The sequence below is a fragment of the Anabaena catenula FACHB-362 genome, assembly GCF_014698735.1.
GTDB classification, from domain to species: domain Bacteria; phylum Cyanobacteriota; class Cyanobacteriia; order Cyanobacteriales; family Nostocaceae; genus Anabaena; species Anabaena variabilis_A.
The window spans coordinates 15,254-27,060 of sequence record NZ_JACJTQ010000063.1 but is presented as its reverse complement, the minus strand read 5'-3'; the positions used below and the strand labels follow the sequence as shown (position 1 = coordinate 27,060).

Genomic DNA, 11,807 nt, shown 5'->3' with positions numbered 1-11,807 from the left:
TGTGGGGATGAAGTTCAATAAAACGAGCAATGGCTTTAGCTGTTTGACGACGGGGTAAATTGGGGTCATCTTCTGAGGTACGAACTAATTCATAATAGCGTTCATAGCAGGTGTAATTGGCTAAAACGTCTTTAATATAATTTTCTTCAATGGCTTGACGCATGGTGTAAAGATGAAAAGGAGATTGTCCGTTGTCTCCTGGTTCATCAAATACGAGTAAGGTTTTATATTTGGGAGTAGCAGTAAAGGCGAAATAACTCAGGTTTGGTTGTTTAGTGCGGGTGAGTTGTGCTTTTAATAGTTGTTGTTTAGCCTCATCACTAAGTTCCTCTTCCTCAAATTCATCTTCTAAAAGTTGAGATGCAATCGCAGATTCAATCCCATCTTTATTGAGGATTTTCCGCAGTTCTGCGGCTGTTTCTCCTGTTTGAGAACTATGTGCCTCATCAACAATAATGGCAAAGCGTTTATTTTTGGTAGTGATATCTATGGTTTTACCTTTTTTCTCTAGAGTCTCAATAGCTTTGGTAATAAAAGGGAATTTCTGAATAGTAGAAATTATAATTGGTACACCATCATTTAGGGCGGTGGCTAGTTGTTGGGTGTTTTCATCTATTTTTTGCACAACTCCGGCTTTATGGTCAAATTGATAAATAGTGTTTTGCAGTTGTTGATCTAATACGGTACGGTCTGTAATCACAACAACGGTATGAAAGATTTTTTCATCTTGGTTATCATGAAGATTGGCTAAACGATGTGCTAACCAAGCAATAGAATTAGATTTTCCTGAACCTGCGGAATGTTGAATTAAATAATTATGTCCGGCTTTATTTTCTTGAGTATGCTTAATAAGTTTACGCACCACATTAAGTTGATGGTAACGGGGGAAAATTAGGGTTTCTTTTTTCTGGTATTTAATGCCTGTATCTGTGGTAATTTTGGTTTCTTTAATTTCGATGTGGAGGAAACGCGCCAAAATATCTAACAGGCTATCTTTTTGTAAAACTTCTAGCCACAAATAACTAGTACGATATTCTTCATTGTCGCCAATGGGATTACCAGCACCGTGATTATGTCCTTTATTGAAGGGGAGAAAATAGGTACTTTCTCCGGCTAGTTTGGTGGTCATCCAGACTTGTTCTGTGTCTACGGCGAAATGGACTAAGCACCGTTGTTTAAAGGCAAATAGGGGGTCTTTGGCATCTCTATCGTGTTGATATTGATGGATGGCGTTTTGGTAGGTTTGTTCGGTGAGGGGGTTTTTTAGTTCGATGCTGGCAATGGGTAAACCGTTGATACTGAGGAGAATATCGGGAATGCGTCCGGTTTTAATAGTAACTTGGCGGGTAACAGTGAGGCGATTTTTTTTGTACAGTGCCAAGGTTTCCGGGTTCATGCCGGTGTTAGGTTGAAAATAGGCAATTTTAAAGGTTTTACCATAACATTTGAAGCCATTACGGAGGACATCTAGCATCCCCCGGCTTTTGAGTTCTTTGGTAAGACTATCTATGATGATTTTTTGGGCATCATTGGGGCTGGTTTTGGCTAGGTGTTCCCATTGTTTAGGTTGAGTTTGTTGGATGAAATTAATGATTTCTGTGGGGAAAAGGGCTGTTTCTGGGTCGTAGTTTTTGGCGTGTCCTTGTTCGTAGCCACTGAGTTGCAGGAGTTCTTTTTCGATGATGTTTTCAAATTCGGTTTCTGTGTGCATGATTTGTCCATGACCAGGGCAGTATAAATATTATTAAGTATAAGTGTAAATTAATCAATGGGTATAAAGTTTCTATAAACCTTTATCTAGGGTTTTAGCCAGTTTTCTATTTTTAAATTAGGAACGCGAGAAAATTCACGCACATTGGCAGTAACGACAGTTAGATTTAATGTCAACGCATGGACAGCAATCAATAAATCATTACTACCAATGGGAGTTCCTTGACGTTCTAAATGTGTACGAATTGTGGCATAATTATGATCTACATCTGGCATTAATGGTAATACAGGAATCATGCTAAAAGCTAGTTCAATTCGTTGTTTTAATCGGAATGAATTGCTTTTCTCTGCGCCAAATCGTAGTTCACAAGCTACAATAATACTGGTACAAATTTTTTCTTCACCCACATTTTTAATTTGAGAAAAAATTCTCCCTGTTGGGTGTTTGACAAAATCAGAGAGTATATTGGTATCGAGCAAGTATGAATAAGACATTTTTACAATTCAATATCATCTAAGGGTAATAATCCTTGATCAACATCGGGAAAATCTTCTTCAATGTCATCTAAGGTGGCAAAGATTTCTAGGAGAGATTTTTTCTTGTAGGGTTCTATGATTAGTTTTCCGTTATCTTCTCTGATAATTACTTCTGTTGTTGATAGAGTTAATTCTTGAGGGATGGTTAAGGTTTGGGTGTTTCCTGTTTGAATAAGCTTGATGCGATATTCTATACTCATTGTGATTATCCTTTTTGGGGTTGTGATTTCTGGGGTTAGGGAATATCAATTTGGCGTACATCTATTTTACCTGTGACGGCGTTGGTAATTAGGGAGGTGCGATATTCTTTTAATAGTTCTATTGCTTCTTTGATTTTGGCTTTTTGTAGGTCAATTTTGGTTGTTTTTTGGTCTAATAAATTGGTGATTGCCTCTTGTTCTTCAAGGGGGGGCAATAATACAGGTAATCTCTTTAAAAGTTCCTGACTCAATGATGCTCTAGTAACAAGGTTCATCTCTTTTACAAAGAAAAATCTATGTAATTGACACCTAAAATAATATTTTGAAAATCCTGGAAATATTAAATTTGAAAACGGTCTAACTCTTATTAAGAATCCCGAAAAAGTTGCATTATCAATAGAATTAAAACAAGTAGATGTAATGCCTATTTCCTCTATAGTTTCTGATGTCCTTGTAAAAAATACATCTCCTGTTTTGACTGAATAATTTATTCTGTCTTCATCTGTAGAATTAGCTAATCCATTTACTATTTTTGGTAATTCTAAATTTGCATAAACATCTGTATAATTTACAAAAGGATAGCCAAAACCAAAATAATCAGCACCTTTACTTATTCCATTCTGAAAAGAACCTATATAACGTAATCTTTTAACTTCCCAATGTTTCGGTATTTCACCCAGCCACTCAATACCAGAATCTTTCATTGGTACGCTTGAATCTAGTCCTTTGGTAACAGCGTGACTGATGAGGGCGGTGCGTTTTTCATCGAGTTTTTCAATGAGGGTTTCTTTCTTTTTGATGAGTTCGTCTATTTGTTTGGTTTTATAGTCGAGAAATTGAGCAATCTTTTCTTGTTCATCTAGTGGGGGAATTGGAGATTGAAAAGAAAGCATATCGCTAATATTGAGACTTGCTTGGTTAGCTGTACCATGAGCGTACAAACCTAAATGATCTCGATATCTATTAGAAGTCAATATATAGAATAAATATTCATTTAATAAATTTTCTACATCTGGCTTAAAAACAACAGTATTTTGATTGAGTAAACATTGGTCTAAATTTTGGGGAACTATACCTACTTGACCAACTGCACTGTTTTTAATATCAGGTGTACTACCTACTGTACTTAAAACTATTTCTCCTTCTTTTAAAACTGCTTTAGGATATTCTTGTTTAAAAGATTCATCTAAATAAATATTGCTTTCTAAAATTGAATAATTTTTGATATCACTAGCTTTAACAACTCGGCATCCTCTATCTGTAAAATCAGATGATTTAAAAGCAACGCCTTTTCTAGTATGAATCAAAAATTTTAAAGGAATAAATTTCCAATGTTCAGGAATATCACCCAACCACTCAACACCAGAATTTTTATACTTTTGATACCCCTGATAATTACCCATTATTCCCCTTCCCAATCTTCAATTTTTAACCCTTCAACTCTGCTAAACTCTCTCACATTATGAGTCACTAAAATCGAATTATTCACCAAAGCAATAGCAGCAATTTGGATATCATTTGAACCAATAGGAGTTCCAGTATTTGCTAAATCAGCCCGAATCTTACCATAAACCTCCGCACAGGAATCATCAAAGGGTAAAGATACAAACTGCTGTAAAAATGATTTTTGAATCTTCAAACTTTTTTGAGGGTTATTACTCCTCATTGACCCAAAAAATAACTCAGCTTTCACCACAGAACAGACGGCAATTTTATCAACCTTTAGATTGTCAATATAACGATTAATACTAAGGGATTTACCCTTGAGATACATGATACATACATTCGTATCTAGTAAATAAATCAAAGAATTATTACTCATCAAACACCCCAATTAAATCATCATCCATATCATCAGAAATTCCTAGATTATCTTCCTTAAACTCAATATCAGCACAAGCACCATATAAATTCAGTATCCCCTGAGAATGAAGCATATTTTTTTGCTTTAAAAATTCCTGGAAATCAGTGTCAGAAAAAAAATTGAGCATATCTTTCATCTCATCAAAATCAATCAAGCCATCTTTAAAAGCATCTAATACAAGATTAGCCAAGATTTTTTGGGATAAATTACCCCATTCCTCTGGTATTTTATCTGTTAAATTATCTGGTAAATCAATTGTGATTTGCATAATTTGAAAATCTCCTAACGCTACATTTTTATTTTAGCTGTTCAGATCCCCGACTTCTTTTTTAATCTTGTAAATAAATAATAAATTAATGTTAAAAGTCGGGAATCTTGTTAAACTACTTCCGCTAACATCGCCATAATATCGGACTCTAACGCCTTAATATCATCCTCAATCACATCTAAAGGACGGGGTGGCTGATATATATAAAAATGCCGATTTAAGGGAATCTCATACCCTACCTTAGTCTTAGAAAAATCAATCCAAGCATCTGGAACATGGGGTAAAACTTCTTTTTCTAAATACTCCTCACAATGTTCCTTGACTAACTTAACTAACTCATCTGCACTCCCATCCTTGTCATACCCTAAAGGTAAAGGTAAGGCTATATCATTTGGTAAAGGGACAATTTCTGTATCTCGCAAATTACTATCCGGTTCAGGATTCCCCTTACTATCTGTACAGATTTCCGCTTCTGGATCTGCCTCTCCTAATGCTGCTAAAATTGCCTTTTTCACAGGTGCTTTTAAATTTAATCCGGCTTTTTTTAACACCTGATTCAAATCTTTTTCAAACTCATCACGTGAAAGATAAAGTTTATTAGTATCCAATTTCTGCAAAGCCTCAATAATCTGAGTTTGGATATTTTCACCCATCTCAATTTCTAACTGTTGTACCTTTTCATCTTTCCGCTTTTTCGTCGTCGCTAAATTCTGAAAAGCTGACTGTTCCCAAAGTAAAGCTAAACGCTCTTGACTAACTTGAAAATTCAACCTTAACGGACGTTCCACCGTAATCTTTAAAAATCCAAATTCCCGATTATCAAAAATCTTAGAACAAATCGGCTTTTCTATCTTGCCATTATTAGCAACTTCACTAATCCCATTCTGTTGAAAATCCCCATACAGTCGCACCAGTTCGGTAATATGTTCAGGTGATAACTCATTGCGCTTATTACCAAGACTCTTTTTCATCTTTTGATAATGGTGAGTACCATCAATAAGCTGCACCTTCCCCCGACGATTTAACCTTTTTTTATTCGTTACTAACCAAATATAAGTAAAAATTCCCGTGTTATAAAACATCTGGTCAGGTAAAGCAATTACCGCATCTAACCAGTCATTTTCAATAATCCAACGCCGGATATTACTTTCCCCACTTCCCGCATCTCCTGTAAACAATGGAGAACCATTAAATACTATCGCAATCCGTGAACCATCACCGCCTTTTTCTGGGGAAGGGTGCATTTTTGAGATCATGTGTTGCAGAAACAATAATGAAGCATCATTAATGCGTGGTAAACCTGCCCCAAAACGACCTTTAAACCCTAAATTTTTATACTCATCTTCAATAAAATCTTGTTCCGGTTTCCACTCCACACCAAAGGGAGGATTAGCAAACATATAATGAAACTGTTTATCAGGATGTCCGTCCTGGGGTAAGAAATTATTACTTTTATTTTTGGCGTTCTTAACTCCTAATGTGTCACCATAGATAATATAGTCAATCGGCTCATCTTTAATCAATAAATCAGAACAACAAATCGCATAGGATTCGGGATTATATTCTTGACCAAATAGCCCTAAATTTGCTTCCGGATTTTGCTTTTTAATATGTTCTTCCGACACCGAAAGCATTCCCCCTGTTCCTAATGTGGGGTCATACACAGAGCGATAAATACCTTGTTTAAAGACATCCGTTTCATCGCAGAAAACCAGATTCACCATCAGTCGAATGACTTCACGGGGTGTAAAGTGGTCTCCGGCTTCTTCGTTTGCCTGTTCATTAAACTTTCTCACCAATTCCTCAAACAGATAACCCATTTGTAGATTAGAAAGTTGGGCAGGAGATAAATCAACTTCGGGTTTACAAAATTCTTGAATTATCAGATATAAACGATTACTTTCATCGAGTTTTTGAATCTCGCTTTCAAAATCAAACTTATCAAAAATATCCCTTGCTCTAGGTGAAAAGCCATTGATATAATTAATTAAGTTACTAGCAATACCATCAGCATCATTTAATAATTTCTGAAATGTAAACTCGCTGGTGTTATATAAAAACTGTTGACGCTCTCCCCCTATTGCTATTTTAGCGATCGCTTTTTCAAAAGCCTCACCCTTTAACCCCGTTGCTTCATATTTCGCCTTAGCATCAATTACAGCTTGTTTAGTGGGTTCTAAAACAGCATCCAAGCGACGCAAAACAATCAAGGGCAACATCACCCGACGATATTGGGGCGGGCGGTAAGGCCCCCGGAGTTTATCAGCAATACTCCAAATAAAACCAATTAAGTCTTGATGATGAGAATTTTCTGTATTTGTTACCATAGGGAGTTTGAATCTGTTGTTGGTTAGTGTTGGACGATGCCTGTGGCGTACCGAGGGAAAGCAAGCTCCGCGTAGCGTCTACGTAGAGAAGAGAGCGAAGCTATCACGTCAAGATAGTTATTTCGACTGCTATTCTGGTTATCTGGTTTTCTGGCTGTCTGGGTTTCCAAATTTCTGGTTTAATGCCTCAATGATCACTGAAGTTACGGTAATCCCTTGCTCTTTAGCTTTAGACATCCAGTAACGACGCTCTTTAATAGGAACTTTAATGCACAGATTGACAAACTGTTCTGGTTCCTGTTCTAGTAAACCAGATTTTTGGTTTTCTGTATTTATGGTTTCCTGGTTTTCGGGTTCTGGCTCTCTAGCTTTTTTAATCAAATCACCATACTTACTCATGGCAAAATCTCCATCACTTCCTTACCCAGAGAAACATAATCTGCCCAAGCTGCTTTAAAACGGGAGTCATCAATATCTCGAATCGAAACACCTGCCATTGCTGCTTTCTCAAAACCGACAGTACGCCGGATCATCGACTTGAATACAGGAATCCCACCTTTTGATAGTTCTTGTTGCAAAGCTTCCCCCTCCTTACTGGGGTGTGGTGGAACAATAGTCAGCAAACAGCGATAGTTAGATTCACCCAAATCTTTTACCATTTCCAGCATTGGTTCTAAACTTACAATGTCTGGTTTTGTGGGCAATATCAACAGGTCACAACCCTTAGCCAATTCCTTTAAATCATCTGAATCTGGTCTAGCTGGGGTGTCAATAACTACAAATTCTGCTTCGGCAATTACCTTTAATGCTTGACGTTCATCCACTGTGGAGAAGGGAAAAGATCCACGTTTTGACCAAGCCAAGGCTGTACGGTTTTGGTCGCCGTCTACAAGGACAGTATTACCCTGACTACTAAAGAAGGTTGCCAGATGTACTGCTGTGGTACTTTTCCCGACTCCACCTTTGTATCCAGTGATAGTGACAATCTTTTTTTCCATAAATCTGGTTTTCCATAAATCTGGTTAGTTGGTTTTCTGGTTTCATCTCTAGCATACTGGAAATTGGGGCAGATAAATCTATTTGGTATTAAGCTAGTTCCCATTCAAACTAACTTTTTCAGCATTCAAACTAAATAGACTATTGAGGAACTGTAAGATCCACCAATTTGATAGCCTCTACAATTTCCATAGGTGACAATTCCTCTACTGGTTTATTTTGGCTTGCTGCATACCCAACAATCCCCTTAAGAGCATAAACCGATAAAATAGCAGTTCCCTTTAATTGCTCACTGTTCCAATGGTAAGCATGGATAGTATTAATCGCATTTTGAATATCCATAAAGTTCTGATTAATTAATAAGTTGAATAGGGGAATTATCCCTCTATATTCTAGCTTGCTTTGGGGTAAAGTCGAGTTAAAACCCTTCCTATAGTAGTACCTGACCACTCCTTACCTTGCTTGCTTAAAATGCCTTGCTTATTAAGGTATTCAGCTATTTGTCTCTGACTTTTACCTGACTTGTGATGCCTTCTAATAATATCAATTATCTGCTGTTCCTTCTCATCTATTACTAAGTTTTTGTTATCTGCTTTATGTCCAAACTTAGGCTGTCCACCATTAGCATAATCAGAAGTTTTAGCCCGTGCTTTTTTACCATTTTTAGTACGTTCGTTAATTTGGCTTTTTTCAAATTCAGCTACACCAGCCAACATCGTCAACACTAACTTACCTGTAGGGGTGCTAGTGTCCATGTTCATATCAATTACGATTAATGCTTTGTTATTTGGTTGTAGTTCTTTGTCAATCAAGGTCAATACATCAGAAGCACGTCTTCCTAGTCTATCCAGTTTTAAAACTATTAACCCGTCTGCTTTACCATCTAGCATATCAGCTATAGCGGTTTGTAATCCTTTACGATTATCTGACTTAGCACCGCTTTGTACATCTTGGTATAGTCCGACTAACTCATGATTAAGCGCAGTACAGTAAGCTTGTATTTTTAGTTCTTGATCTTCTAAAGAAGTGTTATCAGCTTGACCTTCACTGCTTACTCTCACATAACCGATTAATTTCATGACCTTAAACTCCTACAACCTTTATCTGGTAACGTTTTTCTATATTCTAGTTATACAATAGTTTTAACTATTGTGTCAATTAAATGCCTATAAATATTACTGTATATACCTTTAAGACTGTTTTAGGTTGCTGGATGTGAGATTTTAGTACAGAATTATTATTAATGCGCTTTGACAAACAGGGTAAAATTTAACCCACTACATCATATTTTATGTAGTGGGTTGTGAGTTTAAGCGTTACTTGGTAAGGTTAATCCAGTACCTAGCGTGTAGGGTCAAGTGGCAAAGCTTTTCTACCCTAGTCCAGAAACCACGACCGCTTATATTAATTGCAGTTGCTTCTATAACGTCAGGGTGTACCTGTGACTGTGCGAACTGTCTCACCAGTTTAGGAGTGATATCACAATCTGACTCATCTTCAAACTGCCAAAAGGTATTTTTCAGGAGTGCTTTGATCCGGTTTACTTCTGTGCGTGTCATGTTCCCTACTCCCCTTTACAAACTTTGGATTGTTGGCACTGGAGATGATTGGTTTTAACAACATCACCACCAAGTAACTGACACTTACCCCATTGAGGAAAGTTAGGGGATTGTTGGAAAAACTTACAGGTGTTACAGTTCATAATGTGTTCCTTATTTTTGGGACTAAAGCAGCCGTTGTTACTTGGTAGGTGTGACGGCTGCTTTGATTTGTCTACAGGTTGTATACTGCTGTCTACATATTTAATATATCAAGTTGTCTACAATATGTCTACTATGTAAACATAGTAATTACTTATGCTGTCTACAGTGTCTACAGTTGGTTTACTTATTATCGTATACAGATGTAGACAACGGTAAACACAATGATGTATACTAAGTTTACAACTGTAGACAAAATACAAAATATATGGGAAGTAAAGTAATTAGTTTTAGATTTGATGATGACAAACTGGCACTTCTACAACAGCATCAAGTAAATGGTGAAAGTGAGAATCAAACCGCTATGAGGCTTTTACTAGGGGTGTTAGGTGTAGAAGGAAAAAAGCCTAGTTTTCAAGCTGTAGACATTGTAGACAGTATAAGAACTGAGATTAAAGAATCAATAGCAGATGGAGGAATTGGTGAGGCGATAGCTTACTCATATGAGGCTGCTATGGGTCAATTTAACGGATTGCTCTCAGAACTACAGGAGCTAAAGAAGCAGGTAGAGGAATTAAAATCAAATCCCCCGGCTGCTGTAGCTGTTCCCCCTATTCCTCAATCACCATTTACCAATGAGGAATTACCAGAAACTACCTCACCTGCTGTAGTTCTAAATCACCAATCACCTGTTACCAATCAAGACATAATAGAATTTTTAGGAATAGCTGATATTGTTAATGGTGCTGAATATTGGCAAGAATTAATAATTGATAGAGGGATTGATCTGAAGATTTTAGATAATGCTAATTACTTGGAATCAAAGCTAAATATTAAAATCACCAAAGGTTATGTTATCGCTCGGTTTAACTCAATCTTAGAAGCACTAGGATTTAAAAGCGATAAGGTCAAACCCAATAAACAAGTTAAGACTAAAGAAGGCAAGCGCCAAGACGTTTACATCATAAGTCAATAGGCATGGTAACAAGGATAGAAATTATTTCTATCCTCACTCAGTAATCAAGATAAATTTAATATGACAACCACAAAAATATTAACCGACTATGGGGAACTCTCCATAATAAACCGACGCGGTTATTTTTATGCTGTAAGAACCGTTAACCAGAAAAAACGACAGATTTATTTAGGTAAATCAATTCCTGATCAATATACCCTTAATGAAGTGGCTGCTGATATATTTTCATCGGATTGGGAATACTGGCAACGTCACACTAAAGAAGTTAGAGCCACAGTCAAGGATATAAATAAAAATCTATCCTTGCGAGATGACCTAAACAGAATAGCAGGAATAGCAAAGGCAAGGGGTGAGGATTTAATCTATCAGGAGTTGCGGAAAGCGATCCAAAATTTACCCTGATTACCGAGCAAGGATAGAAAATATTTGTACCTCAGTTCATAGCCCCAAAACAAAAACACCCCTAACTAGCTACAGGTCAAAAGTCAAAAGGGTGTTTTAGTTTTGTATGAGAGTAGAACGTGTAACTATGCCCAAAAGTCTACACAGCCTTTGTTTTAGCCTTAGCATACAAAATTCTCAAATTGACATAGTTACCCAATGTAAGCGAATCGCGTTCATGTTTGCGTATATACACAGTATTGATTTATAACTGTCACGAATAATATATATACATAACACGACGTGAAATTATGCTTACCAAAAAGTTTCTTCCCATAGCAGCATCAATACTAGGAATGATCACTCTCCTGAGTTCTCCACCAGCGTCAGCCGAAATGGTTAAGGTTGGGGAAAATTCTGACGGTACGGTCTACTTCTTAGATACAGATACCATGATGAAACGTGATGAAGATTTTGGAACAGTAATCAAGGTATATGCACCACTATCAAAAGCAGATTATTTTAGTCAGTATTCTTTAAAACCCGCGTGTGGAGATGAGCGATTATTTTTAGTAGGGTCACGCTTAATTTACGATGGCAGGGTAATTGAAACTACAAAATTAAAAGAAGAAACTAGAGTGAGAAATGGTAGTCCATTCAGCAATGCTATGACCTACTACTGTAAAAGTATTGGTGCTAGAGGTTGGTAATTTTGTAAAAAAGATTCACTTACTGGATATAGTGATTTTAATTAATAAAACAATTAATAAATAACACCCACTTGATATCAGGTAGGTGTTTATTTATGGGGTGCAACTGCTAATCAGAATAGTAGAATTAGAGTGAAC

16 protein-coding genes are annotated in these 11,807 nt (G+C 36.7%); 3 read left to right on the top strand and 13 right to left on the bottom strand.

Translation table 11 applies throughout. The annotated features are described in order from the left end of the window. The 13 genes from H6G68_RS24530 to H6G68_RS27945 all read right to left on the bottom strand — a co-directional run. Positions 1–1,711: type I restriction endonuclease (locus H6G68_RS24530; RefSeq protein WP_190908988.1), on the bottom strand; the 1,711-nt coding region annotated here is incomplete at its 3' end. Positions 1,712–1,797: 86 nt separating this feature from the next. Next, positions 1,798–2,205, bottom strand: a complete 408-nt coding sequence (locus H6G68_RS24525; protein ID WP_190908987.1) for a type II toxin-antitoxin system VapC family toxin — start codon at positions 2,203–2,205, stop codon at positions 1,798–1,800. A gap of 2 nt (positions 2,206–2,207) precedes the next feature. Beyond that, positions 2,208–2,447: an antitoxin gene (locus H6G68_RS24520; protein WP_190908986.1), complete on the bottom strand. Its 240-nt coding sequence runs from the start codon at positions 2,445–2,447 to the stop codon at positions 2,208–2,210. Positions 2,448–2,482: 35 nt separating this feature from the next. Further along, entirely contained in the window at positions 2,483–3,853 is a 1,371-nt protein-coding gene (locus H6G68_RS24515; protein WP_422596769.1) for a restriction endonuclease subunit S, read from the bottom strand. Beyond that, positions 3,850–4,269, bottom strand: coding sequence for a type II toxin-antitoxin system tRNA(fMet)-specific endonuclease VapC (vapC, locus tag H6G68_RS24510; protein WP_190908984.1), 420 nt, complete (start codon positions 4,267–4,269; stop codon positions 3,850–3,852). Before vapC ends, H6G68_RS24515 begins: the two co-directional genes overlap by 4 nt. Then, positions 4,262–4,579 (bottom strand): hypothetical protein, encoded by a 318-nt coding sequence (locus tag H6G68_RS24505; protein WP_190908983.1) that lies wholly within the window; start codon positions 4,577–4,579, stop codon positions 4,262–4,264. Before H6G68_RS24505 ends, vapC begins: the two co-directional genes overlap by 8 nt. Positions 4,580–4,689: 110 nt before the next feature. Further along, positions 4,690–6,906, bottom strand: coding sequence for a type I restriction-modification system subunit M (locus H6G68_RS24500; RefSeq protein WP_190908982.1), 2,217 nt, complete (start codon positions 6,904–6,906; stop codon positions 4,690–4,692). A gap of 138 nt (positions 6,907–7,044) precedes the next feature. Next, a complete protein-coding gene (locus H6G68_RS24495; RefSeq protein WP_190908981.1) occupies positions 7,045–7,305 on the bottom strand; it encodes a hypothetical protein in 261 nt (86 codons plus the stop codon). After that, a complete protein-coding gene (locus H6G68_RS24490; protein WP_190908980.1) occupies positions 7,302–7,904 on the bottom strand; it encodes a ParA family protein in 603 nt (200 codons plus the stop codon). Before H6G68_RS24490 ends, H6G68_RS24495 begins: the two co-directional genes overlap by 4 nt. A 139-nt stretch (positions 7,905–8,043) precedes the next feature. Continuing rightward, the gene (locus H6G68_RS24485; RefSeq protein WP_190908979.1) at positions 8,044–8,244 is read right to left on the bottom strand and encodes a hypothetical protein; all 201 of its coding nucleotides are present in this window, start codon (positions 8,242–8,244) and stop codon (positions 8,044–8,046) included. Between the two features lie 50 nt (positions 8,245–8,294). Continuing rightward, positions 8,295–8,981 carry a recombinase family protein gene (locus tag H6G68_RS24480; protein WP_190908978.1) on the bottom strand — a complete coding sequence of 229 codons (687 nt, stop codon included), beginning with the start codon at positions 8,979–8,981 and terminating at the stop codon, positions 8,295–8,297. 237 nt (positions 8,982–9,218) lie between these two features. Further along, complete coding sequence (locus tag H6G68_RS24475) at positions 9,219–9,461, bottom strand: hypothetical protein (RefSeq protein WP_190908977.1); 243 nt, start codon at positions 9,459–9,461, stop codon at positions 9,219–9,221. A gap of 5 nt (positions 9,462–9,466) precedes the next feature. Beyond that, positions 9,467–9,604 carry a high-potential iron-sulfur protein gene (locus tag H6G68_RS27945; RefSeq protein WP_190908976.1) on the bottom strand — a complete coding sequence of 46 codons (138 nt, stop codon included), beginning with the start codon at positions 9,602–9,604 and terminating at the stop codon, positions 9,467–9,469. A gap of 266 nt (positions 9,605–9,870) precedes the next feature. Between H6G68_RS27945 and H6G68_RS24465 the strand changes: the two genes are divergently transcribed. The 3 genes from H6G68_RS24465 to H6G68_RS24455 all read left to right on the top strand — a co-directional run bounded on the left by H6G68_RS24465 (position 9,871) and on the right by H6G68_RS24455 (position 11,669). Further along, entirely contained in the window at positions 9,871–10,578 is a 708-nt protein-coding gene (locus tag H6G68_RS24465) for a hypothetical protein (RefSeq protein WP_190908975.1), read from the top strand. 60 nt (positions 10,579–10,638) lie between these two features. Next, positions 10,639–10,980 carry a hypothetical protein gene (locus tag H6G68_RS24460; RefSeq protein ID WP_190908974.1) on the top strand — a complete coding sequence of 114 codons (342 nt, stop codon included), beginning with the start codon at positions 10,639–10,641 and terminating at the stop codon, positions 10,978–10,980. Between the two features lie 290 nt (positions 10,981–11,270). Continuing rightward, positions 11,271–11,669, top strand: a complete 399-nt coding sequence (locus tag H6G68_RS24455; RefSeq protein ID WP_190908973.1) for a hypothetical protein — start codon at positions 11,271–11,273, stop codon at positions 11,667–11,669. The last annotated feature ends 138 nt before the right edge of the window (positions 11,670–11,807 follow it).

Bases quoted from the DNA above. Each gene is read 5' to 3' on its own strand.
- H6G68_RS24525 (WP_190908987.1), bottom strand. From the start codon at position 2,205: ATGTCTTATTCATACTTGCTCGATACCAATATACTCTCTGATTTTGTC.
- H6G68_RS24520 (WP_190908986.1), bottom strand. From the start codon at position 2,447: ATGAGTATAGAATATCGCATCAAGCTTATTCAAACAGGAAACACCCAA.
- vapC (WP_190908984.1), bottom strand. From the start codon at position 4,269: ATGAGTAATAATTCTTTGATTTATTTACTAGATACGAATGTATGTATC.
- H6G68_RS24505 (WP_190908983.1), bottom strand. From the start codon at position 4,579: ATGCAAATCACAATTGATTTACCAGATAATTTAACAGATAAAATACCA.
- H6G68_RS24500 (WP_190908982.1), bottom strand. From the start codon at position 6,906: ATGGTAACAAATACAGAAAATTCTCATCATCAAGACTTAATTGGTTTT.
- H6G68_RS24495 (WP_190908981.1), bottom strand. From the start codon at position 7,305: ATGAGTAAGTATGGTGATTTGATTAAAAAAGCTAGAGAGCCAGAACCC.
- H6G68_RS24490 (WP_190908980.1), bottom strand. From the start codon at position 7,904: ATGGAAAAAAAGATTGTCACTATCACTGGATACAAAGGTGGAGTCGGG.
- H6G68_RS24485 (WP_190908979.1), bottom strand. From the start codon at position 8,244: ATGGATATTCAAAATGCGATTAATACTATCCATGCTTACCATTGGAAC.
- H6G68_RS24480 (WP_190908978.1), bottom strand. From the start codon at position 8,981: ATGAAATTAATCGGTTATGTGAGAGTAAGCAGTGAAGGTCAAGCTGAT.
- H6G68_RS24475 (WP_190908977.1), bottom strand. From the start codon at position 9,461: ATGACACGCACAGAAGTAAACCGGATCAAAGCACTCCTGAAAAATACC.
- H6G68_RS27945 (WP_190908976.1), bottom strand. From the start codon at position 9,604: ATGAACTGTAACACCTGTAAGTTTTTCCAACAATCCCCTAACTTTCCT.
- H6G68_RS24465 (WP_190908975.1), top strand. From the start codon at position 9,871: ATGGGAAGTAAAGTAATTAGTTTTAGATTTGATGATGACAAACTGGCA.
- H6G68_RS24460 (WP_190908974.1), top strand. From the start codon at position 10,639: ATGACAACCACAAAAATATTAACCGACTATGGGGAACTCTCCATAATA.
- H6G68_RS24455 (WP_190908973.1), top strand. From the start codon at position 11,271: ATGCTTACCAAAAAGTTTCTTCCCATAGCAGCATCAATACTAGGAATG.